The organism is Rubrivivax soli (assembly GCF_049810355.1).
Classification (GTDB): Bacteria; Pseudomonadota; Gammaproteobacteria; order Burkholderiales; family Burkholderiaceae_C; genus Rubrivivax.
The window spans coordinates 4939935-4962861 of record NZ_CP187368.1 but is presented as its reverse complement, the minus strand read 5'-3'; the positions used below and the strand labels follow the sequence as shown (position 1 = coordinate 4962861).

Genomic DNA, 22927 nt, shown 5'->3' with positions numbered 1-22927 from the left:
GGGCGGCGACAACAGGGCCGGCTTCGCGCCGCATTTCGGGCCTTCTTCGCGGGGGCCGCTGCCTAGACTGGCCGCACGCCGAAGGGGCGTCTTTCATGGTGGAAGACGGCTGCTCCCGACCCGGCGGCAGGAGACCCCCCGCGATGGACACCCTGATCGTCGGCGCCGGATTCGCCGGTGCAGTGACGGCGCGCGAACTGGCCGAGGCCGGCGAGCGCGTGCTGGTGATCGACAAGCGCCCGCACATCGGCGGCAACGCGTTCGACCGCCTCGACGCCGACGGCGTGCTGGTGCACCAGTACGGGCCGCACATCTTCCACACCAATAGCGAGCGGGTGTTCGCCTACCTCTCGCGCTTCACCGGCTGGCGCCCCTACGAGCACCGCGTGCTGGCCGTGCCCGACGCCGCCACCGGCGCCGCGTACCCGCTGCCGATCAACCGCACCACGCTCAACCGCCTGTACGGGCTGGACCTCGACGAGGCCGGCGCCGCGGCTTTCCTGGAGCGCGTGCGCGAGCCGAAGGACCCCATCCGCACCAGCGAGGACGTGGTGCTGAACTCGGTGGGCCGCGCGCTGTGCGACGCCTTCTTCCGCGGCTACACGAAGAAGCAGTGGGGACTGGACTTGAGCGAGCTCGCCGGCGGCGTGGCCGCGCGCATCCCCACGCGCACCAACGACGACGACCGCTACTTCACCGACCGCTTCCAGGCCATGCCCGACCAGGGCTACACGAAGCTGTTCGAGCGCCTGCTCGACCACCCGAACATCCAGGTGCGCACGGGCATCGCGTACCAGCAGATCGTCGCCACGGCCGACTGCCGCCGCACCGTGTTCACCGGCCCCATCGACGAGTACTTCGGCCACCGCTACGGCGCCCTGCCCTACCGCAGCCTGCGCTTCGAGCACGCGCACCTGCCCGGCGTCGCGCAGCACCAGCCGGTGGGCACCGTGAACTACCCGAACGACCACGCCTACACGCGCATCACCGAGTTCAAGCACCTCACCGGCCAGCAGCACGCGGGCACGAGCATCGTGCGCGAGATCCCCTGCGCCATGGGCCCCGGCAGCGACCCGTACTACCCGATCCCGAACCCGGCCAACGAAGCGCTGTTCAAGCGCTACGAGGCCCTGGCCGAGACCGAGAGCGACGTCGTCTTCATCGGGCGCCTGGCGCAGTACCGCTACTACAACATGGACCAGGTGGTGGCCGCAGCGCTCGCCACCAGCCGCCAGCTGATCCACAGCGGCGAGGCCGTCGCGGCCTGAGTCCCCCCGAAGCAAGCACCCAAGGACACCCGGCCATGAAGCCCTTCCTCGCCCTCTTCCGCGCCGGCCCGAGCTCGCTGCACCCACATGCCGTGCAGCGCCTGGCCGAACAAAACTTCGACTACGCGCTGTCGTGGTTCGGCGACACGCCGCCGCAGCACGCCGAGGGCGCCGTCTTCGTGCACCACGTGAAGGGCGCGAAGTGGCCGGGCCTGGAGCAGACGCTGCTGGCGCACTGGGACCAGATCCAGGCCTACAGCCACGTCTGGCTGCCCGACGACGACCTGCTGTGCGTGCCCGAGCAGGTCTCGCGCATGTTCTCGATCTGCAGCGACCTGCACCTGGACCTGGCGCAGCCCGCACTGACGCCCGACTCGTACTTCACGCACGTCGCGACGCTGCAGCACGCCGCCTTCCAGCTGCGCTTCACGAACTTCGTCGAGATCATGGCGCCGGTGCTGTCGGCCGACCTGCTGGCGCGCGTGTTCCACACGCTGAAGAACCAGATCAGCGGCTTCGGCCTCGACGCCGTGTGGCCGCGCTACTCGCGCATGGGCCGTGTGGCCATCATCGACGACACGCCGGTCAAGCACACGCGCCCGGTGGGCGGCCCGAACTACAAGTTCAACAAGGCCGCGGGCCTGGCCCCGGCGCACGAGGACTGGCTGGTCTCGGCCGGGAGTTTCGTGGAGACGCCGGCGGACTTCCACATCAACTTCGGCGGCCTGCTGCAGAACGGCGACACGCTGTGCATCGGCGACGAGCGCGCCGAGATCGACCGCATGCTGGGCGTGCTGATGCAGTCGCTGCAGGGCGTGACCATCAGCCCGCTGCAGCTCACGCGCTACCTCTCGAACCACTTCCACTACTGGGCCGGCTCGGAGTTCTTCGGCCGCACGCGCTACCCGCGTGCGCTGCTGCGCGTGGTGCTCAACCGCGAGCTCGCCGGCACCGGCATCCGCTTCCCCAGCCCGACCGAGGCCGCTGCGCAGCAAGGCGCCGCCGAGCCCGCCGCCCAGTCCCTGGGCCCGCGCTACTCCTGATCACCGCACCCGGCACCCGCCCATGGACACCATGAACAAGCGCTTTCTCGTCGTCGTGCATGCAGGCGTCGCGTCGCTGCACATGCAGTGGCTGGCATCGCCCGTCGCCCGCAACTGGGACCTGATGGTCTGCGACGCCACCGGCGGCACCCACCGCCAGGCCAGGCAGCACGACGGCGTGATCCACGTCGAGCGCAGCGGCGTGCGCTGGGACACGCTGGCGCAACTGCTGGCCGACACCCACGCGGCCTGGGCCGGCTACGACCACATCTGGCTGCCCGCCGACGACGTGTCGGCCACGGCCGAGGACATCAACCGCCTGTTCGAGATCGCCGCGGGGCTGCAGCTGCCGCTGGCGCAGCCGGCCTTCACGGCCGACAGCGCGGCCGTGCACCCGCTGGCGCTGCACAACGCAGCCTTCGCGCTGCGCTACACGAGCTTCGTCGACGCCGCCGCGCCGCTGTTCGCCCGCGCGCTGCTGGAGCGCGCGCTGCCCGACCTGGCCGGCGGCGACGACGCCAGCCGCGGCCTGCGCTGGCCGCGCCTGCTGGCCGAACCGGCCCGCGAGTGCGCGGTGATCGACCGCGTGCAGGTGCGCCGCAGCGCGCCCGCTTCCGCCACCGGCAGCGTGACGCCGCTGCGCCTGTGCTTCGGCGGCTTCGACGCCGCCGGCCGGCTGCACCACCTGTTCGACGCCGCCGACGACGGCTTCGTCGCCCGGCTGCAGTCCGGCTACGCCGGCCTGCGCGGCAGCGCCGCCGCCGCCCTGCCCGGCGTGCTGCAGGAACTGGCCGCGGCGCGTGCCGAGGTCGTCGGCACCCCGCGCCCGGCCGGCGCACCGGCCGGCGGCCTGCAGCTCACGGTGGGCACCAGCATCGCGCCCAAGGGCGAGGCCAAGCAGCGCCGCGCCATCGCCAGCTGGCGCGCGCTGGGCTTCGACGTGGTGTCGTTCAACAACGCCGACGAGATCCGCCAGCTGCAGCCGCAGTACCCCGAGGTGCGTTTCGTCGAGGTGCATCGCGACGGGCGCGAGCGCACCGGCAAGCCGCTGGTGCGCGTGGACGACGTGTTCGCGTGGTTCCGCGCCAGCGGCCTGCCGCACGGCGGCTTCATCAATTCCGACATCGTGCTGCAGCCGGCCGACGCCGCCGGCTTCCTGGCCGACCTGGCGCGCGACATCCAGGGCGCGCTGGTGTTCTCGCGCCGCGTCGAAGTCGACACGCTGGAGCGGCTGGAAGGCCACTACTACCCGCCGGGCTTCGACGTCTGGTTCTGGGACAGCTGCGTGCTGAAGGCCTACGACCAGGAGACCGACTACTACGTAGGCTTCCCGCACTGGGACTACTACGCGGTGCTGATGCCGCTGCTGCACGGTTTCCCGATCCGCCAGTTCGCGTACCCGGTGGCCTTCCACGAGAAGCACCCGATGTACTACGACGTGATGCGCGACGGCGTGCCCTACGGCCTGAAGACCTTCAAGCTGGTGGTGCCGATGTTCGACCGCATCCCGCGCAAGAACGACCAGATGACGCCGGTGCTGGAGTACTTCCTGAAGCACCAGCCGGGCAGCATGAAGTCGGCCGAGGACAAGCACTTCTACTTCGTCTTCCTGCACGCGCTGGACGCCTGGTTCATCGACGTCATCGACGGCAACAGCGAGAAGCTGCAGGCCCCGGCGCTGCGCCGCGCACTGGCTGCCGCCGGCATCGAACGGCACGACCTGGCCGGCCCGCCGGTGGGCGCTGCGGTGACGCCGGTAATGGCCGACATGCCCACGATGCAGGGCAAGCCGGTGCCCGCCGTCGCGGTCGCACCCGTGGCCCCCGCCGCGCCGCCGGTGCTGTCGGTCATCATCCCCACCTTCAACCGCGCGCCCATCCTGCGGCGCTGCCTGGCGCAGCTGGAGGCGCAGACGCTGCCGGCCGAGCGCTTCGAGGTCATCGTCGTCGACGACGGCTCCAGCGACGACACCGCGCAGGTGATCGCCGCGGCCGGCGTGCAGCACGAGCGCCAGGCCAACCTGGGCCCGGCCGCCGCGCGCAACCGCGGCCTGCAGCGCGCCCGCGGCCAGTGGGTGCTGTTCCTCAACGACGACGCGCTGCTGGAGCCGCAGGCCCTGCAGATCCACCTGGAAGAGCACGCCCGCCGCGGCCCGAAGGCGGCAGTGCTGGGCAGCTTCCCGATGCACCCCGACTTCGTGCGGCTGGACGGCCCGGTGGGCCACTGCCTGAACCACTCGGACCTGGTCTTCGACTACTGGCGCATGGGCCCGGACCAAGCCTACGACCACCACCACTTCTACACCTGCAACCTCAGCATCGCGCGCGCGTTCGTGCTGCGCCACGGCGGCTTCGACGAAGGCTTCGTGCGCATGGGTGCGGAAGACATCGAGCTCGGCCTGCGCCTGCAGCAGGACGGCTGCCAGATCTTCTACCGCCCCGACTGCGTCGCGCACCACGCACACACGCTGGACGCGGCCGGCCTGGCGCGCATGTACCAGTTCCGCGGCAAGGGCGGCGTGCACCTCTTCGTGCGCGAGCCGCGCAAGACGCCGCACTACGCGCAGATGCCGGTGCAGCGCATCGCCGAGTTCCAGGCCCTGCACCAGCGCCTGCAGCCGCTGCTGGCGGCGCTGGACCGCGCCATCACGCGCTACGACGGCCTGCGCTTCGTGGCCACGGGCGCCGAGGGCGTGGCGCTGGACGAGCAGAGCAGCGGCATCGACCTGCGCATGCTGTGGCTGTGGCCCGACGCCGAGATCGAACGCCTGGTGCAGACGCTGACGCAGAACCTGGAGCGCCACGCCGACAACGCAGCGCGCGCCCCGGCCGCCTCGCTGGAGGAAGCCGCCGGCCGCATCTACCCGGCGCTGCAGTTCGTGAAATGGTTCAACGACACGCTGGGCATGATGTCGTCGACCGAGATCCACGGCTACCTTGCCAGCCGCCAGGCCGGGCAGGCCCGGCTGGCAGCCTGACAGCGGCGGTGGCGCCTCGGGCGCCCAGCTTCTACCCCGCGATTTCGTTTTTCGCGGGGTAGAACCGGTAGACTGGCACCGAGAAAGGGATCTCGATGCCCGCCACGCCCCTGTACCGCCGCCTGGAACTCAACTTCCACACCCAGTACGCCGAGGCCAGGGAACGGGCACGCACGGAACCGGACCTGCTTCCAGGCACACCGGGAAGCCTGACGCTGCGAACCATCACGGGACAAGGCTACTGGTACCGACGCTACAAGGCGGTCGCCGGCAAGGAGGTGGAGGATTTCGTCTGTCGTCAGGACGACGATGCTGCCCGGCAAGCGATGCAGCAGCGCATCGATGCGGCCGTCTGGATGCAGTCACAAGTCAGGCAGCTGCGCACGCTCGGGATGCAGGTGGCTGACAAGGACGCCGCGCGGCTGCTCGTGGAACTCCACAACCGGCGGCTCTTCGCTGGTGGCCTGGTCCTCGTGGGCACCATGGCCTACGCCTCCCTGCTGAACGACCTGGGGGCGATTGCCACTGCAGCCAGGACGCAGGACATCGACCTGGCCCGCCGACGGGCTCTGAAGCTGGCCGCGCCGGTGCCATTCCTGGAGACGGTGCAGGCCACGCTGCTGGAATTCTTCCCTGTGCCCGGCCTCGGGCCCGGGGCGCCTTCGATCTCCGTGAAACGGCCCGGAGCCGAAGGCCTGCGCATCGATGTCCTGGTCCCGGGCGAAGACATCGGCGGCATCCAGCCGGTGCCCGAACTGGCCTGGCATGCGCAGGCCGTGCCCTTCTTCGACTACCTGCTGGACGCGCCGCACGCCGGCGCGGTGCTGGCGGGCGGCCACTGCATTCCGGCCAACCTGCCCGACCCTGCGCGTTTCGTCTGGCACAAGCTGTATTCGAGTACCAGGCGGCACGCCGACACGGCCAAGGCGCGCAAGGACTTGCAGCAGGCGGCCGTTCTGGCCGCGGTGCTGGCAGAACTGGACGACGGGGCACTCGAAGAGGCCGCGACGGCGGCGCCCCCAGACGTGCTGCAGGCAGCCCAGACGCGGCTTGCGATGCTGCAGCAACTGCTGGCCGGTCACCCGGCCGCAGCCGACGCGATCACCGCCGTGCTGGTCCGCGTCTGAGTTCAGTACTCGGGCAGCCCGAAGCTGTTGCCGCCGAAGCCGCCCAGCGGCAGCCGTGCGATCGAGCGCGTGAAGAACGAGGTGCAGGTCAGGAAGTCGGCGCCGGGCACCAGGCCCCAGAACGGGATCTGGCGGAAGCCGGCTTCTTCCAGCAGCGTGAACGCGAGGTCGTAGTCGCTGCGGTTGCTGTTGTCGAGCACGATGAAGCCGTCGTGGGCCAGGTGCTCGATGGCGGCGAAGGTGCACAGGCGGCGCGCCATGCCGTCGACGACGACGAAGTCGAAACGGCCGCCGGCGGCCGTGATCTGGTGTGCGTAGGCCTGGAAGGGCTCGTCGGCCAGGCCGCGGCGCACCACGCGCTGCGCGTCGTAGCTCCACTGCGTGCGGCGCTGGCGCGCGAAGAACGGCGCCAGCCGGGCCTGGGCCTCGGGCGCCAGGGGCGCGTCGGCGCCGATGCCTTGCAGCTGCACGTGCGGCAGCAGGCGCGGCCGCAGGCGTTCGCACCACTGCACGTCGTGCTCGACCGCACACACGCGCTGCACATGGGCCTGCCACCACAGCGTGCTGTGGCCGGCGCCGTACTCGAACACGCTGTCGCCGGGGCGCACCACGCGCTGCACGAATTCGATGGCGCCGTAGGTGAACCAGGGCAGCGGCGTGCCGTCGGCGCGCACGGGCGCCTGCTGCGCGCGCGAGCGCAGCCAGCCCGAGGGCTCGAGGAACAGCCGCTGCAGGTCTTCGGCGGGGTGCAATTCGGTGGTGTTCATGCGGCGCAGGCCTCGGCCTGGAGGGCAGGATGGGGGTAGCCGAACGTGGCGCAGTACCACTGGATCTCGGCCTGGGTGTCGGCGGGCAGCGCGCGCCAGGCCGCGGCGTCCAGGCCCGGCTTGGGCCGGCGCACACCCTGGTAGGGCTTGTCGGCGTTCACGGCCGCGGTGTCCAGCACCACGGCGCGGGCCTCGGCGCCGCACAGGGCGGCTTGGATGAGGAATTCGCGCAGCGCCTCGGGCGGGTCCTCGATGCGGAACCACAGCGCCGGCTGTTGCGCCAGCAGGATGCGCATCCACGACGTCACCGACCGCACCGCGCGTTCCAGCGGCGTGGCCAGCGTGTCCAGGTCCAGCCCGGTCAGGCGCAGGATGTGCTGGCGGCGGAAGGCGTAGGACGGCGGCGCGTGTTCGGAGTCCCGCATCACCGACGGCGCGGCGGTGGCCAGGTCGCGCACCGGCACCACCAGGTGCTTCCAGGCGAGTGCGCGGCGCGTGCGCGCGGCGGCGTCGAGCGCGTAGGGGTTGTCGTCGGCGTCCACCGCGAACATCCACGAACTGATGCCGTCGCGGCCCAGCTGCTCGTGGCCCACGTCCAGGCCCAGCTGCCCACACAGTTGCGCGGCGTAGCCGGTGCCGCAGCGCGGGTGACCGGCCACCAGCAGCGGCCGGAAGTGCTTCTTCTTGATGTGCTGGCGCAGCACCTGTTCGTGCTGCGCAGCGCCCGCATGGTCGCCGATGGCGCGCAGGTGCTGCAGGCGCACGGTCTTGGGGTGGATGGTGGAGGCGAACACGCCGTCGGACCACGACAGCTCCGAGGCCATGGGCGGGTACACCGTCCAGGCCTCGCCCGGCAGCGGCGCCAGGCGGTGCTGGTATTCGTCGGCGGTGTGCACGATGCCGCGGTAGCGTTGCAGCAGCGCCGCGGCGTACTCGCGCGTCAGCGCGTGGCAGGGGTTGGCCATCTGCACGCCCTCGTCGGCGCGGTGCAGCGTGGTGGCCTCGTGGTCGGCGCAGCGCGCCCAACCCAGGCGCAGCAGGCAGGGCCGGCCGGGCACGAAGGGCAGCGTGCCCTGCGCCACGGCCTCGGCCATCCAGGCCAGCACGCCGCCGGTGTGCGCGTGCAGGTGCACGTCGTCTTCCAGCACCAGCACGCGCCGCGCCGTGCCCTGGGCGATGTGCTGCCACAGCCGCAGGTAGGTGATGAAGGTCGCCACCTGCGGCGGAATCAAGACGTTGTTGCAGTCGGCGCGGCCGCAGTCGAACCCGCCGCAGCGGAAGCACGACGGGAAGCTGGCGACCTCGCCGCGCGCGTGCGCGGCGGCCACTGCCGGGTCGTCGGCGGCCGTGGCGTCGAAGAAGCTGTAGTCGTGGATGCCCGCGGCCGGCAGGTGCCGGGCGATGTGCGCGCGGCGGTCGGCCGAGCCTGGCAGGCTGACGACGACGACGGCGTCGAACAGCGCCGCCCAGGCCGGGGCGTTGGGCTGCGGCGCGGGGGTCGGGACCGGATCGGCGGGCACAGCAGGAACGGGGCGGATCTTCAGCATGGCGGGGTTCAGTCGAGCGCGCCGGCGCGCAGGCCGTAGCCCAGGCGCTGCACGAGCTGCACGTAGGCGTCTGACGCAGCGGCCTCGGCCTCCAGCGCCACGGCGCTGGCATGGCTGGGCCGCGGCGCGATGGTGGTGCCCGAGCGGCCGCTGTCGCCCGAGACGGCGAAGCCGGCGAAGAAGCGTGCGAAGTGCGGTTCGTAGCGCAGCGCCAGCGCCTCGCACACCAGCTGCATCGCGCGCTGCGGGGCGGCCACGAAGTCTTCGTAGCGCAGCAGCGGCAGGCCCTCGTGCTGGTCCAGGAAGGCCAGGTAGCGCTGGCAGTAGGTGTGCAGCGTGCGCGGCTGGAGGTGCACCCAGCCGTTGCGCGCGAGCGAGGCGTAGCTGTCCAGCGGGTGGCGCACCGTCAGCAGCGACAGCAGCGGCAGCGCGGGCGGCAGCATCTCGCGCAGCGCCGGCCGCACGGCCAGCGCCGCGCCATGGCAGTAGTGGCCGTGCGCGTGGTCGCGCAGCACCAGGCGCAGGCCGTGGCGCACCGCGTGCTGCTGCAGCACCTGCACCTGGGCGCGGAACAGTTCGATGACCAGCGCGTCGCTGGCGCCGCGCGTGCTTTGCCGCGCCAGCGTGACCATGTCGGTGGGCGAGAAGCGCAGCGCCTCGGGCAGCAGCTGCGTGCTGAGCGGGTCGACCTCGCTGAGCAGCTGCACGTTGGGCAGCGCCGCGATGCACTTGCTGATCAGCGTGCCGCCGGTGCAGGCGAAGTGGTGCAGCGTGCGCAGCGGCTGGCCGTGCAGTGCCGCGGCCCCGGCCTCCAGCGCCTGGGCCTGCTGCAGCAGGGCGCTGCGCGCCGCGGGCTCTGCCGCGAGCGTGGTCACGCCGCCCTCGCCGGTGCAGCGGCCAGCGCGCTGACGCTGGCCCCGCCCAGCTGGGCCGCGAGGCCGGCCAGCAGCACGCGCTGGCGTTCGCAGGTGTCCAGCAGCGCGGCGTGGCGCTCGCGCAGGTCGCGCAGGTCGGCTTCGCGCAGGGCCTGCGCGCGCACGGCGGCGGGGTCGGCGGCGCGCTGAGCAGCCACCAGGGTCTGCTCCAGTTCCTGCACGCGCTCTTGCAGCACGGCCAGGTCGGCCTGCAGGGCCTGGGCCATCGGGGCCTCTGCCACCGCGGCAAATGCTGCAGGCGCGACAGGCGCCGGCAGCACGCGGTTGAAGTGCAGGCCGGCACCTTCCGCCGCGCCTGCCAGCGCCTGCTCCAGCAGCAGCGGCACGGCCGCGTGCAGCGGGCCGGCGCCGCCTTCCAGGTGGTTGGCGAGGTAGCGGGCCAGCGCCGTGGCGTCCAGGCCGAAGCTGCTGCACGACGCCAGCACCGCATCCAGCAGCACGCCGCTCCACGCGGGCCGTGCGTCCAGGCACACGGCGTCACCGCTGTCCAGCAGGCCACCCAGGTTCAGCACGCCGGCGGCGGGCACCACGGTGGCGGTGGGCGGCAGCGGGTCGGCGCGCAAGGCCATCGTCGTGGCGTCGACCACGGCCACGCGGCCGGGCCCGGCGAGCTGCGGCCACACGCTGCCCAGCGACGCGGCACAGGCGGGGTCGACGAAGCTGGCTGCGGCGCGCTCCAGCAGCGCGCGCGAGAACACCGGCGCGGCCAGGTCGACATGGGTCGTGAAGCGCAGCTGGAAGGCCCCGTGCTGCCAGGCGACGGGGTGGCTGCAGCGCGTGCCGGGCACGAAGGCCGGCTGCGCCAGCTCCAGGCCGAGCTGCGCGCACACGGCGAAGAGCTGCGCCAGCGTCGCGGACGAGGTGTCCAGGCTGGCGTCGGCCAGCAGCACGTGGCTGCGGCCGGCGACCTGCTCCCAGTGCGTGGCCAGCGTCTGCGCCAGCGCCGGCCACTTCGGCCCGGCGGCGGCGTGCACGAAGGCGGCGCCGGCCAGCTCGGGCTGGGCGGCGCGGCCCGGCAGCGCATCGCCGGCCCAGCTGATGGCGATGTCGACGTCGGCCGAGGCCAGCTGCGCGATGGCCGGCAGGCTGCGCAGGTCGGGGCCGGCGCGGAACAGGGCGAGGAAGGGTTTCATGGCGTCGGTCCCTGCATCAAGCCTTCAGGGCACCAGCGGCGCGGCCGGCAGCGGGGCCGGCGGCAGGCCCTGCTGCCAGCGGCCGACCATGCGCTCGAACAGCGCGGCCAGCTCGCCCGTGAAGCGTGTGTTGTCGAACAGCGCCAGGTCGCGCCGGTTGTCCCACAGGTGGTCGCGCTGGCGCTGCAGCTCGCCGGGTTCGGTGGCCAGGGCCACCGCGCGGGCTTCGTAGTCGGCTTCGTTGTCGACCACGTTGGCGTCCAGGTCCACCGCGTGCAGCAGGCTGGCCGCGACGCGGGCCGAGAAGCTGCGGCCGATCTGCGTCAGCACCGGCAGGCCCATCCACAGCGCGTCGCTGCAGGTGGTGTGCGCGCCGTAGGGGAAGGTGTCGAGGAACAGGTCGGCCTGCGGCAGCCGCGCGAGGTGCTGCAGCGGCGTGACGAAGGGCGCGAACACCAGCCGCGCCGGGTCGAGGCCGCGTTCGGCCGCGCGCTCGCGCAGCGCCTGCTGGATCTCTTCCTGCGGCACCAGCAGCCACAGCAGGCTGCCCGGCACGCGCTGCAGGATGCGGCACCAGCGGTCGAACACCGGCTCGGTGATCTTGTAGCTCTGGTTGAAGCAGGCGAAGACGAAGGCCTCGTCGGGCAGGCCGCATTCGGCGCGCGACAGCGGCTCGGGGTGCTCGCGCTGCTCGTCGGTGGGCTCGTAGCACAGCGGCAGCTGCGCGATGTGCTCGCTGAAGTCGGCGGCGTGTGCCATCGGCGTGAGGATGGGGTCGCCGACCACGTAGTCGATGAAGGGCGCGCCCAGCGTGCTGGGGTAGGCCAGCCACAGCACCTGCACCGGCGCCGGGCGCAGCGCGAACACGCCCAGGCGGGTGTTGGCGGTGTAGCCGCTCAGGTCCACCAGCAGCGCGACGCCGCCGTCGTGGATGGCCACAGCCTGCTCCGCCGCGTTCTTCTCGCTGCAGTCCACGAAGCGGTCGCAGGCCGCCACCATGCGCTGGCGCAGCGCCGAGCCGTCGTCCTTGCCGTGTGAATAGAGATGCACCTCGAAGCGGTCGCGCGGCAGGCGCTCCAGCGTCTGCACCAGCAGCATGCTGGTGGCGTGGGTGCGGAAGTCGGCCGAGACGAAGCCCAGCACGATGCGGCCCTGCGCGATGCGCGCGGCGGCCTGCGGCCAGCTGCGGTGCACGGCGTGCGCGTTGGCGCTGTCGGCATGGGCCTGGATGCGGCGGCCTTCCATTTCGGCAGCCTGCCGGTGCAGGGCCGCGTCGTCGGTCATCGACAGCAGGCAGAACGGGCTGAAGGCCGGTGTCTCGACCTCCGGCTGCTGCAGTGCCAGCGACTGCACCAGGCGCCCGTGGTCCTCGCCCCCCTGCGCCCAGTCGCAGGCCCAGGCCGCGTAGTGCGCCGCGTAGACGGCGGCACCCATGTGCGCGGGCTCCAGGATGGCGACCGTGCGGAAGCACTCGGCCGACTCGCCGTAGCGCTTCAGGTTGGCCAGCGCGTAGCCCAGCTGCAGGTAGGCCTCGGTGTCGGCGGGCTTGGCAGCCAGCACGTTCAGGAAGGCCATCGCGGCTTCCTGCCACTGCTGCAGCGCCATGTGCGTGGCGCCCTGCATCAGCCAGTGGCGCGGCGTGCGCGGCGTGTCGGCGTGCAGCGCGAGCAGGACCTGCAGTGCCTCGGCGTCGCGGTTGTTGGTGCGCAGCAGCTCCGCGGCCATGTGGCAGGCCATCTCGCTGCGCGTGTCCAGGTCGAAGGCGCGGCGGGCGCTGGCCATCGCGTCGCCGGTGCGGTGCAGCTTGCGCTGCGCCGTGGCCAGGTTCAGCCAGTACAGCGGCACGCCGGCCGACAGCTGCGTGGCCTTCAGGAAGTGCTGCGCCGCCTGGGGCAGCCGGCCCTGGCGCATGGCGGTCACGCCGTTGCTCCACTGCTGGTGCGCCGCCGGGCTGCCGCGTTCGGGCGCGCCCTGCGGCGCGGCAGCGGCGCCGACACGCAGGCCGCTGCGCGGCGAAGAGGGTTGCAGGGTCGCGGTGGCGGACATGGGGACTCCGAAGGGGCTGGGCAGGCATCGCCCGCGCACGTTGCACGGGTGTCGGAGAACTTTAGGCATCCGCCCCCGCGGCGATCGGGGCAACAACGCTGCAAAGCGCGTGCAATACGACGCATCGCAGGGGGTCAACTTTCCGGCCTGGCTGCCGCTACCCCCTTCCACCCGATTCAAGTTCCAGATAAGCGGCACCGATACAGCGCTTATCGGAGTTTGCAAACACAGATTCCGTGGTCCGGTTGGCCGGCCGATGTCCCACAGCAGGACGCGTTCAGCGCGCTGCAGGGCTCCACGGTTGACTAGCGCGGGCGGGTCGTTCGGTACGGCGTCGAGAGGCGCCGCATTGAGCACCAGGCAACGGGAAGCAAGGGCACACAACAAGACGTGACCGCGCTTCCGGGATATGCCGGCGCTCTCGCCGGGAACTGGTTCTTCAACTGATTGGAGTGGAAATACATCATGGCTTCGACCATCAACACCAACGTCGCTTCGCTCAATGCACAGCGCAACCTCGGCATGTCGCAGAGCTCGCTGGCGACCTCGATGCAGCGCCTGTCTTCCGGCCTGCGCGTCAACAGCGCCAAGGACGACGCCGCCGGCCTGGCGATCGCCGAGCGCATGAACGCCCAGGTGCGGGGCATGAACGTCGCGGCCCGCAACGCCAACGACGGCATCTCGCTGGCCCAGACCGCCGAAGGCGCGCTGGGCAAGGTCAGCGACTCGCTGCAGCGCATGCGTGAACTGGCGGTGCAGGCCCGCAACGCCACCAACACCGACGCCGACAAGACCTCGCTCGACAAGGAGTTCGGCGAGCTGGCCAAGGAAATCCAGCGCGTGCTGGGCGGCACCACCTTCAACGGCAAGAACATCCTGGGCGCCGACGCCGGCTCGCAGGCCTTCCAGGTGGGCGCCAACACGACGTCGGACGACACCATCGAGATCGCGACCACGCAGCTGACCGCCGACGCGACGATCACCACCGTGGCCGGCACCGACAACACCGGTGCGGGCCGCGCGAAGATCGACTCGACCGCCGACTCCACCACGATCGGCACCGTCATCGACGACATCGACGCCGCGCTGGACACGATCAACTCCGAGCGCGCCACGATGGGTGCCTCGCAGAACCGCTTCGACGCCGTCATCAGCAGCCTGCAGACCAGCATCGAGAACCAGAGCGCCGCGCGCAGCCGCATCATGGATGCCGACTTCGCCAGCGAGACGGCCAACCTCAGCCGTGCGCAGATCCTGCAGCAGGCCGGCAACGCGATGGTCGCGCAGGCCAACCAGCTGCCGCAGCAGGTCCTGGCCCTGCTTCGATGACGCCAGCGCGCGCCGGCCGGACGGGCCGGTGAGCGCGGGCCCGTCGACCGCAGTCTCCGGAACTTGAGCGCCGCTCGCACAGGGCGGCGCTTATTTTTTGAGCACGTGAACCCTCAAGGTCCGTGCGCCAGTCGCCGATACCCAGCACAGGGCGTTTCGTCCAACCCACCCGGGCAGTACCGGACGGGCCGTATCGACTGACCGACTGGAGTGCAACATGGCTTCGACCATCAATACGAACATCGCTTCGCTGAACGCGCAGCGCAACCTGGGCATGTCGCAGAGCTCTCTGACGACATCGATGCAGCGCCTGTCCTCGGGACTGCGCGTCAACAGCGCCAAGGACGACGCCGCCGGCCTCGCCATCGCGGAACGCATGAACGCACAAGTGCGTGGCATGAACGTCGCCGTGCGCAACGCCAACGACGGCATCTCGCTGGCGCAGACCGCCGAAGGCGCGCTGGGCAAGGTCAGCGACTCGCTGCAGCGCATGCGTGAACTGGCGGTGCAATCGCGCAACGCCACCAACACCGATGCCGACAAGGACTCGCTGGACAAGGAATTCGCCGAACTGGCGAAGGAAATTCAGCGCGTGCTGGGCGGCACCACCTTCAACGGCAAGAACATCCTGGGCGCCGACGCCGGCTCGCAGACCTTCCAGGTCGGCGCCAACACCGGCACCGACGACACGATCGACATCGTGACGACGCAGATGACCGCCGACGCGACGATCACCACCGTGGCCGGCACCGACAACACCGGTGCGGGCCGCGCGAAGATCGACTCGACCGCCGACTCCACCACGATCGGCACCGTCATCGACGACATCGACGCCGCGCTGGACACGATCAACTCCGAGCGCGCCACGATGGGTGCCTCGCAGAACCGCTTCGACGCCGTCATCAGCAGCCTGCAGACCAGCATCGAGAACCAGAGCGCCGCGCGCAGCCGCATCATGGATGCCGACTTCGCCAGCGAGACGGCCAACCTCAGCCGTGCGCAGATCCTGCAGCAGGCCGGCAACGCGATGGTCGCGCAGGCCAACCAGCTGCCGCAGCAGGTGCTGGCGCTGCTGCGCTGATGCACGTGCCCGAACGCGCGTAACACGCGCCTCGCACCTCGCAGAACCCCGGTCGGGCACCAGCCCGGCCGGGGTTCTGTTCGTTTGCGGCGGGCTGCGAACTGCGGGGGCAAACCGCCTCATTTCGCCCGATCGCGCCGGCGGCCCCGTTCGCACAATGCATCCATGCGTGAGGTGACTGCAAAGCCCGAGCGCAGTCCGTAACTCACGGCCGGTGCGTATGGCGCCGACGAAGCCATCGCCACCTGAGGAGCACGCAACATGCCGCAGACGATCAACACGAACCTCACCTCTCTGAATGCGCAGCGCAACCTGGCCGCGTCGCAGAGTTCCCTGTCGACGTCGATGCAGCGCCTGTCTTCCGGCCTGCGCGTCAACAGCGCCAAGGACGATGCCGCCGGCCTCGCCATCGCCGAACGCATGAACGCCCAGGTGCGCGGCATGAACGTCGCGGTCCGCAATGCCAACGACGGCATCTCGCTGGCCCAGACCGCCGAAGGCGCCCTGGGCAAGGTCAGCGACGCGCTGCAGCGCATGCGCGAACTGGCGGTGCAGGCACGCAACTCGACGAACTCGGACCAGGACAAGGAGTCGCTGGACAAGGAGTTCGGCGAGCTGGCCAAGGAAATCCAGCGCGTGCTGGGCGGCACCACCTTCAACGGCAAGAACATCCTCGGCGCCGGTGCCGGCACGCAGGCCTTCCAGGTCGGCGCCAACACCACGGCCAACGACACGATCGACATCATCACGACGAACATGTCGACGACGGGTGAGATCACCAGCGTCGCCGGCTTCGACAACCTGGGCACCAGCCGCGCCGGCATCGGCTCGGCCACCGACAGCAGCACGATCGCCACGGTGATCGGCTCCATCGACGTGGCGCTGGACAAGGTGAACTCCGAGCGCGCCACGCTGGGTGCGTCGCAGAACCGCTTCGACGCCGTGATCTCCAACCTGATGACGGCCAGCGAGAACCAGAGTGCCGCCCGCAGCCGCATCATGGACGCCGATTTCGCCGCCGAGACCGCCAACCTGAGCCGCGCGCAGATCCTGCAGCAGGCAGGCAACGCGATGGTCGCGCAGGCCAACCAGCTGCCGCAGCAGGTGCTGGCGTTGCTGCAAGGCTGACCATGCCGCGCGCGGGCCGAGCGCCGGGCCGCCCCAAGCCGGCCCGCATCCCCTAGGGGGATCGTCGAACGACCTCGTTCGACGAGGGGCCCAAGTTTCCATGCACGCCGCACACCTCCGAGGGACGCACCGATAGCGCTCCGGGGGGTGCGGCGTGCGCCATTTCGTCACCTGCGTTTGCATCCCGGCACACCAGCGCGGCTCAAGTCGCGCCGCCGCCGGCCGATACACCGACGAGACACCGAAAGAACCGCCATGGCAACGATCACCTCCACCGGCCTGGGCAGCGGCCTGGACGTCAGCTCCATCGTCAGTGCGCTGATGTCGGTGGAAAAACGCCCGCTGACGCTGATGCAGCAGGCCAAGACCGACCTGAACACGCAACTGTCGGCCATCGGCAAGCTGCAGAGCATGACCTCGGCGATGCGCGACGCGGCCAACACGCTGTCGTCGGTGACGCTGTGGAACCAGACCAAGGCCAGCAGCAGCGACGCCGCCTCGGTCGGCGTGGCCACCGATGCGGCCGCCGCCAGCGGCACGTACAACGTCAACGTGAGCCGCCTGGCCGTGGGCCAGACCATCTCCAGCCGCGCCTTCACGAACGCGCAGAGCACGCTCGGCGAAGGCACGCTGACCATCGAGCTCGGCAGCTGGACCGGCGAGCCCACGCCCACCGGCTTCACCGCCAAGACCGGCGCCACGCCGGTGGCGGTGACCATCGGCCCCGACGACACCACGCTGGAAAAGGTGCGCGACAAGATCAACGCCGCCGGCGCCGGCGTCACCGCCACCATCGTCAACGACGCCAGCGGCGCGCGGCTGGCGCTGCGCTCCAGCGAGACCGGCGCCGAGAACGCCTTCCGCATCAGCGCCAGCGAGACCAGCGACGACGGCGTGGCCGGCGACGGCCTCTCGGCACTGGCCTTCGACGCCGCCGAAGTGGTGCCCGACGGCGGCACCGCGGTGTCGCAGATGCTGCGCAACCAGACCGCGGTGAACGCGCAGGCCACGATCAACGGCATCGCCATCACCTCGGCCAGCAACAAGCTCGAAGGCGTGGCCGACGGCCTGACCCTGACGCTGCTGAAGACGACCACTGGCGACGTCGAGGTCGGCGTCAAGCCCGACGACGACGCCGTGAAGACGGCCGTCACCACCTTCACCAAGGCCTTCAACGACCTGGCGGCCTACATCCGCGACCAGACCAAGTACGACGCCGCCACCAAGACCGGCGGCACGCTGCAGGGCGACCGCACGGCCGGGGGCCTGCAGGCGCAGCTGCGCGGGGTGATCAACGCCGCCAGCACGGCGTCGAGCGTGTTCACGCGGCTGTCGGACATGGGCATCGCGATGAAGGCCGATGGCACGCTGGAGACCAACAGCACCAAGCTCGACGCCGCGCTCGCCAACCGCGCCGAGATGCGCAAGGCGCTCGCCACCGACGGCACCGACCGCGCCGGATCGGGCTTCATGGACCGCTTCCGCGACCTGGGCAACGCCCTGCTCGACACCACCGGCGCGCTGACCACGCGCACCTCCAGCCTGCAGAGCATGATCACGCGCAACCAGAAGTCGCAGGACGCGATGACGCTGCGCCTGGAGCAGACCGAGAAGCGGCTGAACGCGCAGTACCAGGCGCTCGACACCAACATGGCCAAGCTCTCGGGCCTGTCGAACTACCTCAGCGGCCAGTTGGCGTCGATCACGAACTTCAACAACAACTGATCGATCTGACACCGCCCTGATGTCTTCCGAGAGCCGGCCCCGTGCCGGCTCTCTGCATTGGCGCTGTCGAGGGAGAAGCAGGCTGTAAACCGGGTTTCCTCTGCGCTCAAGTGGCCCCACCCCCTGCCGATAAAAACACCAACAACGCTACCCACAGCACCCGCCACCATGTTCAGCACCGCCACAGCGTCGCGCAGTTCGAACCCCTTCGCCAACGTGTACCGGCAGATCGGCACCGAGACCGGCGTCTCCGGCGCCAGCCCGCACAAGCTGGTGGCGATGCTGTTCGACGGCTACATGGACGCCGTGGCACGCGCCCGCGGCGCGATGCGTGCCGGCGACGTGCAGGCCAAGGGCCGGGCCATCGGCCATGCCGTGCGCATCGTCGAGGAAGGCCTGCGCGCCAGCCTGGACATGCAGGCCGGCGGCAACCTGGCGCGCGACCTGAACGACCTGTACGGCTACCTCACGATGCGGCTGACCCTGGCCAACGTGCGCAACGACGAGGCGGGCCTCGACGAGGCGCAGGCGCTGATGCAGCCGCTGCGCGAGGCCTGGATGTCCATCGCCGACAAGGCAGAAGCCGCCACCGGTGGCGCCGCCCGCCGATGAAGTCCGGTCGCGACGAACAAGGAACCACGATGGACACGCAATTGCTGAGCTACTACGAAGCGATCGAACAGGCCAGCGCCGACATGCTGGCCGCCGCCAAGGCGGGCAACTGGGACGAGGTGGTCAAGCTCGAGGGCGCCTGCGTGCTGCTGATCAGCCAGCTCAAGCACGCCGCGCGCAGCAGCGCGCTGGACGCCGAGGCCGCGCGCACCAAGTCGCGCATCATGCAGCGCATCCTCATCAACGACGCCGAGATCCGCCACCTGGCCGAACCCTGGCTGCAGGACCTGGACGACACGCTGGCCGGCCGCCGCAAGACCCTGCACTGAACGACGAGGGCGGATCACGCCATGTTCCAGGACACACAGCCCGCCCCGCTGGGCAGCGACGGCGGGCTCGACCGTTGGGCCGAGTTCCGCGTCACGCACCCGCGCGAGATGCAGTCGCTGCTGCGCCAGCTGCGCGACGGCAACGTGCCGGTGCACCTGAGCGGCCCCGACGGCAGCAACTTCACGAGCACGCTGTGGTCGATGGACGGCCCCGAGGCGCCGCTGGGGCTGAGCGCCGACGACGGCCACCCGCAGCTGCAGCGCCTGGTCGACGCCGACGAGGCCGTGGCCGTGGCCTACCTCGACAGCGTCAAGCTGCAGTTCGACCTGCACGGCCTGGTGGTCGTGCGCGGTCGCGGCAGCTGCGTGCTGCAGGCCGACTGGCCGCAGGAGCTCTACCGCTTCCAGCGCCGCGGCGCCTTCCGCGTGCGCCCGGGCGATCGCGTCTCGCCGCAGGCGCATCTGCGCCATCCGTCCATCCCCGACATGGCGCTGAGTCTGCGCGTGCTCGACGTCAGCATCGGCGGCTGCGCGCTGCTGCTGCCGCACGACGTGCCGCCGCTGCAGCCGGGCGTGCGCCTGGGCGCGGTGCGCATCGAACTCGATGCCGACACCCGCTTCGACGTGATGCTGACGCTGCACCACGTCACCGCGATGCAGCAGAGCGAGCGCGGCGTGCGCCTGGGCTGCGAGTGGGGCCCGCTGGCCGGGGTGGCCGAACGGGCGCTGCAGCGCTGGATCGACCAGACGCAGAAGCGTCGCCGACTGCTGACGCTGGAATGAAGGCGCCCGGCAGCCGCGGGTTCACGCTGGTGGAGGTGCTGGTCACCTGCGCCGTGGTGGGCGTGGTCGCCGGCGTTGCGCTGCCCGGCTACCAGGCGCAGATGCAGCAGGCCCGGCGCAGCGACGCGGTGGCGGCGCTGACACGGCTGCAGGCGGCGCAGGAGCGCCTGCAGGCCGGCCACGGCATCTACAGCGCCGACCTCGCGGCGCTGCAGGTCGCGCCGCGCAGCGGCGAAGGCCTGTACGACCTGCATGTGGAGCTCACCGGTGCCGACGGCTACCGCGCGCACGCGGTGGCGCGTGCCGACGGCGCACAGGCCGGCGACGCCGCCTGCGCCACGTTGACGCTGGAGGTGCGGCGCGGCTTTGCCAGCATCGGCCCCAGCGCCCGCTGCTGGAACCGCTGAGGCGCACGATGGCGCACGCAATGCCCATCCCGCCGCGGCGACCACGCGGCCTGACGCTGCTGGAGCTGATGATCGGCCTGGCCGTGCTGGCGCTCGTGGCCTCGCTGGCCCTGCCCTCGTTCGCCGGCGTGGCCGGCCGCACGCGGCTCAAGCAGGTGGCCGAGACGCTGGCGGCCGACATCGCCGAAGCGCGCTTCGACGCCGCCCGCCGCGGCCAGCCGGTGCACGTGGAATTCCAGGGCGGCCCGCAGTGGTGCTGGGCCGTCGCCAGCACGCCGGGCTGCAGCTGCGGCGCGCCGCAGAGCTGCCAGCTCAAGACCGTGCAGGCCCGCGACCACGGCGGCGTGGTGCTGGTGCAGGCCGCCGCGGTGCAGCTGCAGGGCTCGGGCGGGGTGACTGCTGCGTCGCAGGTGCTGTTCCAGTCGGCCCAGGGCGAGCAGCTGCGGGTGGACGTGTCGCCGCTGGGGCGGGCCGTGGTGTGCGCGCCGGGCGGCGCGGTGCCGGGCTACATGGCGTGCTGAGGCCGCGGACGGGCCCGTGCCGGGCGCGACGGCCCGGCGACCGCAGGATCAGACCTGCATGTTCATGATTTCGGTGTAGGCCGACACCAGCCGGTTGCGCACCTGCACCGTGGCCTGGAAGCCCAGCTGGGCCTTCTGCATCGCCACCATGGTCTCTTCCAGGCTCACCGTCGGGTTGTCCAGCGCCACCTCGCGCTGCAGCCGGCTCGATTCGAGCTGGCTCTGGCTCACGCTCTTCAGCGCGTCCGACATCGCGGTGCGGAAGTTGCCGGCCTCCGGCGCCGCCACGGGCTTGGCCAGCGGGGTGCCGTCCGGGCGCAGCCCTGCACGGGCCACCGCCTGGTTGAAGTCGAAGGGCTTGAGTTTGAGTTCCATAGGCCGATAACGCACTGTAGGGGCGGCAGCCGCTGCCGGAAGGCTGGAACAGGGCGGCCATTGCCCGGCTTCTTGCACCACCGGCGGCCGGGTGGGCGACGAACAATCGCTGCCCATGGACACTGCCCTCGTTGCCCAAGGCCCGACCGAACTCGTGCCCGCCACCCCCGGCTTCGCCAGCCGCGTGGCCGCCCTGCCCGCCAAGACCAAGTGGATGGCGGGCATCGGCATCGCCGCGCTGCTGGCCGTGCTGGTGGCGATGGGCATGGGCATGAAGAGCGCCGACTACCGCGTGCTCTTCGCCAACGTCTCCGAGAAGGATGGCGGCGCCATCGTCGAGAAGCTGGCGCAGATGAACGTGCCATACAAGTTCAGCGAAGGCGGCGGCACCATCATGGTCCCGGCGGCCCAGGTCTACGACCTGCGCCTGAAGCTCAGCGCCGCCGGCCTGCCCAAGGGCTCGATCAACGGCTACGAGCTGCTCGACAAGACCCCCTTCGGCCAGACCCAGGGCCAGGAACGCATCAACCTGCAGCGCGCGCTGGAGGGCGAACTGACGCGCACGATCCAGTCGCTGCAGTCGGTGCAGGCCGCGCGCGTGCACCTGGCGCTGCCGAACCAGAACGGCTTCTTCCGCGAGCAGCAGAAGCCCGGCGCCTCGGTGGTGCTGACGCTGCACCCGGGCCGCACGCTCGACCGCGCCCAGGTGGCCGGCATCGTGCACCTGGTGTCGTCGAGCGTGCCCGAGCTCAGCGCCAAGTCGGTCAGCGTGCTCGACAGCAGCGGTGCGCTGCTGTCCAGCCAGGACCAGGGCGCGCAGCAGGGCCTGGACCAGCAGCAGCTGCAGTACCTGCGCGAGGTGGAAGCCACGCACCTCAAGCGCGTGATGGACCTGCTGGAGCCGGTGGTCGGCCGCGACAACCTGCGTGCCACCGTCACCGCCGAGCTCGACTTCTCGCAGACCGAGCTGACCTCGGAAGAGTTCAAGCCCAACCAGGGCACCAACGAAGCGGCGGTGCGCGCCACCAAGTCCGAGGAATCGAACCAGCCCGGCAGCGCCACGCCCGCGGGCATCCCGGGCGCGATGAGCAACCAGCCGCCGGTGCCCGCCACCGCGCCGATCAACGGCCCGGCGCAGCCGCTGCAGGCCGGCCAGGCCCCCGGCACCACGCCCGGCGCCTCGCGCCGCGAGAGCGAGACCCGCTACGAGGTCGACAAGACCGTGCGCGTGACGCGCGCCGCCACCGGCCAGGTGCGGCGCCTGAACGCCGCCGTGGTGGTGAACCACCGCACCGGCGTCGACAGCAAGGGCAAGCCCACCAGCGAGCCGCTGTCGCAGCAGGAGCTGGACAAGCTCACCGCGCTGGTCGAACAAGGCATCGGCTTCAACAAGGACCGCGGCGACTCGGTGCGTGTCGTCAACGCGCCCTTCCGCGCGCCGGTGACGCCGCCGGCCGAGGACCTGCCGCTGTGGGAACGCCCGTGGCTGCAGGACCTGCTGCGCGCCGGCGCCGGCCCCGCCGCGCTGGCCCTCGTGGCGCTGGTGATCGTGTTCACGCTGGTGCGCCCGGCGGTGAAGGCGGCGATCGCGCCGCCGCCGGCCCCGGCCACGGTGGGCGGGCAGATCGACGAGGTGGTGGCCGGCGACGCCGCGCTCCCGGGCCCGAACGACCTGCCGGCGCTGGAAGCGCCCCGCTCGAACGAGAAGCTGGAGACCGCACGCAAGATGGCCAAGGAAAACCCGGCAGCGGTGGCCAACATCCTGCGCGGCTGGGTCAACGGAGAGGCCTGAAG

The 22927-nt window shown here is 71.2% G+C and carries 20 protein-coding genes; 14 read left to right on the top strand and 6 right to left on the bottom strand.

Features of this window, described 5'->3' with window-relative positions; all coding sequences use genetic code 11:
• Positions 1-143: 143 nt before the first annotated feature.
• The 4 genes from glf (at position 144) to ACPOLB_RS22785 (ending at position 6415) form a co-directional block, all read left to right on the top strand.
• Complete coding sequence (gene glf, locus ACPOLB_RS22800) at positions 144-1268, top strand: UDP-galactopyranose mutase (protein ID WP_425258334.1); 1125 nt, start codon at positions 144-146, stop codon at positions 1266-1268.
• A gap of 35 nt (positions 1269-1303) precedes the next feature.
• Complete coding sequence (locus tag ACPOLB_RS22795; RefSeq protein WP_425258333.1) at positions 1304-2311, top strand: DUF707 domain-containing protein; 1008 nt, start codon at positions 1304-1306, stop codon at positions 2309-2311.
• Between the two features lie 22 nt (positions 2312-2333).
• Complete coding sequence (locus tag ACPOLB_RS22790) at positions 2334-5288, top strand: glycosyltransferase family 2 protein (RefSeq protein ID WP_425258332.1); 2955 nt, start codon at positions 2334-2336, stop codon at positions 5286-5288.
• Between the two features lie 95 nt (positions 5289-5383).
• Entirely contained in the window at positions 5384-6415 is a 1032-nt protein-coding gene (locus tag ACPOLB_RS22785) for a GSU2403 family nucleotidyltransferase fold protein (RefSeq protein WP_425258331.1), read from the top strand.
• A 2-nt stretch (positions 6416-6417) separates the two neighbouring features.
• Here ACPOLB_RS22785 and ACPOLB_RS22780 read toward each other — a convergent pair whose 3' ends face one another.
• The 5 genes from ACPOLB_RS22780 to ACPOLB_RS22760 are packed head-to-tail and all read right to left on the bottom strand — an operon-like array spanning position 6418 to position 12843.
• Positions 6418-7182, bottom strand: a complete 765-nt coding sequence (locus tag ACPOLB_RS22780) for a hypothetical protein (RefSeq protein WP_425258330.1) — start codon at positions 7180-7182, stop codon at positions 6418-6420.
• On the bottom strand, positions 7179-8729 hold the full coding sequence (locus tag ACPOLB_RS22775; protein WP_425258329.1) for a glycosyltransferase family 25 protein: 1551 nt from the start codon (positions 8727-8729) through the stop codon (positions 7179-7181). The genes ACPOLB_RS22780 and ACPOLB_RS22775 overlap by 4 nt, the downstream gene beginning before the upstream one ends.
• An 8-nt stretch (positions 8730-8737) precedes the next feature.
• Positions 8738-9604: a hypothetical protein gene (locus ACPOLB_RS22770; protein ID WP_425258328.1), complete on the bottom strand. Its 867-nt coding sequence runs from the start codon at positions 9602-9604 to the stop codon at positions 8738-8740.
• On the bottom strand, positions 9601-10797 hold the full coding sequence (locus ACPOLB_RS22765; protein ID WP_425258327.1) for a hypothetical protein: 1197 nt from the start codon (positions 10795-10797) through the stop codon (positions 9601-9603). The genes ACPOLB_RS22770 and ACPOLB_RS22765 overlap by 4 nt, the downstream gene beginning before the upstream one ends.
• A 24-nt stretch (positions 10798-10821) precedes the next feature.
• Entirely contained in the window at positions 10822-12843 is a 2022-nt protein-coding gene (locus ACPOLB_RS22760) for a hypothetical protein (RefSeq protein ID WP_425258326.1), read from the bottom strand.
• Between the two features lie 465 nt (positions 12844-13308).
• On the opposite strand from ACPOLB_RS22760, the gene ACPOLB_RS22755 reads away from it, so the two are divergent.
• The 9 genes from ACPOLB_RS22755 (at position 13309) to ACPOLB_RS22715 (ending at position 20758) form a co-directional block, all read left to right on the top strand.
• Positions 13309-14172 (top strand): flagellin domain-containing protein, encoded by an 864-nt coding sequence (locus tag ACPOLB_RS22755; RefSeq protein WP_425258325.1) that lies wholly within the window; start codon positions 13309-13311, stop codon positions 14170-14172.
• Positions 14173-14389: 217 nt separating this feature from the next.
• Positions 14390-15253 carry a flagellin domain-containing protein gene (locus tag ACPOLB_RS22750; protein ID WP_425258324.1) on the top strand — a complete coding sequence of 288 codons (864 nt, stop codon included), beginning with the start codon at positions 14390-14392 and terminating at the stop codon, positions 15251-15253.
• 261 nt (positions 15254-15514) lie between these two features.
• The gene (locus ACPOLB_RS22745; protein WP_425258323.1) at positions 15515-16381 is read left to right on the top strand and encodes a flagellin domain-containing protein; all 867 of its coding nucleotides are present in this window, start codon (positions 15515-15517) and stop codon (positions 16379-16381) included.
• A gap of 255 nt (positions 16382-16636) precedes the next feature.
• Entirely contained in the window at positions 16637-18106 is a 1470-nt protein-coding gene (fliD, locus tag ACPOLB_RS22740; protein ID WP_425258322.1) for a flagellar filament capping protein FliD, read from the top strand.
• A 168-nt stretch (positions 18107-18274) separates the two neighbouring features.
• Positions 18275-18718, top strand: a complete 444-nt coding sequence (gene fliS / locus ACPOLB_RS22735; protein WP_425258321.1) for a flagellar export chaperone FliS — start codon at positions 18275-18277, stop codon at positions 18716-18718.
• Between the two features lie 29 nt (positions 18719-18747).
• Complete coding sequence (locus ACPOLB_RS22730) at positions 18748-19047, top strand: flagellar protein FliT (RefSeq protein WP_425258320.1); 300 nt, start codon at positions 18748-18750, stop codon at positions 19045-19047.
• Between the two features lie 21 nt (positions 19048-19068).
• Positions 19069-19830: a flagellar brake protein gene (locus ACPOLB_RS22725; RefSeq protein ID WP_425258319.1), complete on the top strand. Its 762-nt coding sequence runs from the start codon at positions 19069-19071 to the stop codon at positions 19828-19830.
• Positions 19827-20237: a type IV pilin protein gene (locus ACPOLB_RS22720; protein ID WP_425258318.1), complete on the top strand. Its 411-nt coding sequence runs from the start codon at positions 19827-19829 to the stop codon at positions 20235-20237. The genes ACPOLB_RS22725 and ACPOLB_RS22720 overlap by 4 nt, the downstream gene beginning before the upstream one ends.
• An 8-nt stretch (positions 20238-20245) precedes the next feature.
• On the top strand, positions 20246-20758 hold the full coding sequence (locus tag ACPOLB_RS22715) for a GspH/FimT family pseudopilin (protein ID WP_425258317.1): 513 nt from the start codon (positions 20246-20248) through the stop codon (positions 20756-20758).
• 48 nt (positions 20759-20806) lie between these two features.
• Here ACPOLB_RS22715 and fliE read toward each other — a convergent pair whose 3' ends face one another.
• Positions 20807-21133 (bottom strand): flagellar hook-basal body complex protein FliE, encoded by a 327-nt coding sequence (fliE, locus tag ACPOLB_RS22710; RefSeq protein ID WP_425258316.1) that lies wholly within the window; start codon positions 21131-21133, stop codon positions 20807-20809.
• Positions 21134-21248: 115 nt separating this feature from the next.
• Here fliE and fliF point away from each other — a divergent pair, with 115 nt between their 5' ends.
• A complete protein-coding gene (gene fliF, locus ACPOLB_RS22705; protein WP_425258315.1) occupies positions 21249-22925 on the top strand; it encodes a flagellar basal-body MS-ring/collar protein FliF in 1677 nt (558 codons plus the stop codon).
• The last annotated feature ends 2 nt before the right edge of the window (positions 22926-22927 follow it).